The 2,620-nt window shown below is 44.9% G+C and carries 1 protein-coding gene and 1 pseudogene; both read right to left on the reverse strand.

Annotated features, from left to right (window positions below; all coding sequences use genetic code 11):
• Positions 1-26: 26 nt before the first annotated feature.
• Positions 27-1,173, reverse strand: a pseudogene (locus tag DK423_RS10905) (XylR family transcriptional regulator).
• Positions 1,174-1,286: 113 nt separating this feature from the next.
• A complete protein-coding gene (gene nhaC / locus DK423_RS10910; protein ID WP_081110702.1) occupies positions 1,287-2,582 on the reverse strand; it encodes a Na+/H+ antiporter NhaC in 1,296 nt (431 codons plus the stop codon).
• Positions 2,583-2,620: the final 38 nt, after the last annotated feature.

Consider the following 2,620-nt stretch of genomic DNA (forward strand, 5'->3'; position numbering starts at 1 on the left):
CTCAGTGTCTGGCACTTGGGACAGGTTCAATTTCTTACCCTGATTTTATGATTTAACTTTATCGGTTGAGATACAAGTGACGGGTAGCCGCAAATGTCGGAGATTTCCTGAATGGGAATATCGCTGCGACGCAAGTAGCTGTTTGGCGCGGGTGATTTTTTCTTCGTGGATGACCTGATGAATGGTTTTGTTCATTTCCGCTTTAAAACGGGCTTCCAGGTTGGAACGGGAGGTGCGCAGGTAATCCAACACCTGTTCCGCTTTGATGCCTTGGCAGGCGCGGTGGCGGATGTAGTGCATAGCTTGCATCACCAGCGGGTCGCGCAGAGAGCGGTAATCGGTGGAGCTGCGTTCGATGACTTTTACCGGCGGGATCAGAAGCGGTGTCGCGGCGACTTTCTGCCCGGTTAATAAACGGTGTAGCAGTTTCGCCGCCTGATAACCGATTTCCCGTGTGCCTTGTGCCACAGAAGAAAGCGAGACGCGGGATAAATATTGAATCAGTTCTTCGTTATCAATACCGATCACGCAGAGTTGTTCCGGTACGGCAATGCCGGCGGTTTCGCAGGCTTGCAGAATATGTCGTGCACGGGCGTCGGTGACGGCGATAATGCCGGTGTGGGGGCGCAAGGTTCTGAGCCAGTCGGTGACTTTCGCCTGTTCCTGTGCCCAGTTTTGCGAGTCGGTTTTGTCGCCCAAATAGACCGCACTTTGGAATTCGTATTTCCGCATTAACGCAAGAAACGCGTCTTTTCTTTCATTTGCCCAATGCTTGGTTTCTTCCGTCTCCAAACCATAAAACGCAAAGCGGGTAATGCCTTTTTGTTTCAAATGTAAAAAAGCGGTTTCCACCAGGGCATAATTATCAGTGGCGACATAAGGCAGATTGGGATAAAACGCGGGATTTTGATAAGAGCCGCCCACGGCAATGAGCGGAATCGATATATTTTTAAGTAACTCGACGGTTTCGGAATCATCAAAATCGGCGATAATGCCGTCAATAGACAGATTGTTGATGGTATCTTTATGATAAATAAACTCATCTTCCACAAAAATATCCCACATACATTGCGATGCCTGCAAATACTGCCCCACACCCTCAACCACTTCCCGGTCATAGATTTTGTTCGCGTTGAATAACAACGCAATGCGGTAATATTTTTGATTATTCATCACATTTTCCCTTTGCGGCAACCGATATTAGCATACACAAATTCGCCGCGAAGAAAACTGCTTTATTTCATCTCTGTGATTTCACTCAAAAAACCGACCGCACTTTTTAACGGCTATTGATTTAGTTTAGTTATACCGAAACCGGTAATTCCCCAAATTGTCGCAAATACGATACCGCTCCAACATAGCACGGCCCAAGGTAAATAAGACAATGTCGCTACGCCTAAAGTGCCGGCCATATAAGCGCCGGCAGCTGTCCAAGGTAGGATCGGTTCGATGATAGTCGCCGAGTCTTCTATCGTCCGGCTGAGATTTTTGGGGTGCAGACCACGTTCGATATAGGCATCCCGTAGCATTTCACCCGGAATCAGGATGGAAACCTGCCCGTTGCTGGTTACACCTATCATGGTTAAGCCGCAGATAATCGTCGCAACAATGAGTGACGCAGTGGATTTTACCAATTTTAATAAGTTGTTAATGATGACATCCAATGCGCCGCTTAATGATAAAACACCGGCGAACGATAATGCGCAAAAGCAGATTAATAAAGTTCCCATCATTGAATTCATCCCGCCACGATTTAACAGACGGTTTAAATCCGAACTAATTTGAACATCGCTATGGATCATTGATACATTAAAACCATTAACCGCACTGTTTACAATGTCATGCAACGCAACGTGTTGGATAAAAAATGCATTTGACATGGCAATGAATGCCGATAATAACATGACCGGAATTGTCGGTTTTTTGGTAATGGAACCCCATAAGATAATGACTACAGGAATTAATAATAACAAGTTGAAATGATAAATTGACTCCAAACCGGATAGCATTAGTGCAACTTTTTCCGGCGTTGCCACGTTCTGAAAATCCGCATTCATTCCATATATGATATAAACTATCGCCGCCAATATAAAAGACGGGAGTGTGGTATATAATAGATGGGTAATATGCTCATATAAATCCACACTGGTTGCCGCCGATGCGATATTTGTGGTGTCGGATAACGGTGAAAGTTTATCTCCGAAATAGGCTCCTGCTACGACAGCACCTGCGGTGGCGGCAAGGTTGGCGTTTAATCCGGTCGCGACCCCCATAAAGGCCACACCTACGGTTCCGGCCGAACCCCAAGACGTGCCGGTGCAAATAGAAACCACTGAAGTCAAAAACAGGGCGGTAATGTATAAAAATTTAGGATCAATTACCTTCAACCCATAATAAATCATCATCGGAATCGTACCACCTGCAATCCAAGTCCCGATGAGTAAACCGACAGTGATTAAAATCAATAATGCCGGCATAGTTTTAGCAATTTTCCCTGCAATAGCATTCAGCATATCATTATAGCTAAGGCCTAAATATTTCACCTTGAATTTACAATCCAAGTGCAAAAAAGAAGAGTTCATAATAGTGTATAATTTTTGTTCCCAAACAAAAAACAAAC

It is taken from the genome of Aggregatibacter actinomycetemcomitans (genome assembly GCF_003130205.1).
GTDB lineage: Bacteria > Pseudomonadota > Gammaproteobacteria > Enterobacterales > Pasteurellaceae > Aggregatibacter > Aggregatibacter actinomycetemcomitans_A.

What these genes read in the sequence shown, in the direction of transcription:
- nhaC (WP_081110702.1), bottom strand. Translation starts at nt 2,582, where the DNA reads ATGAACTCTTCTTTTTTGCACTTGGATTGTAAATTCAAGGTGAAATAT.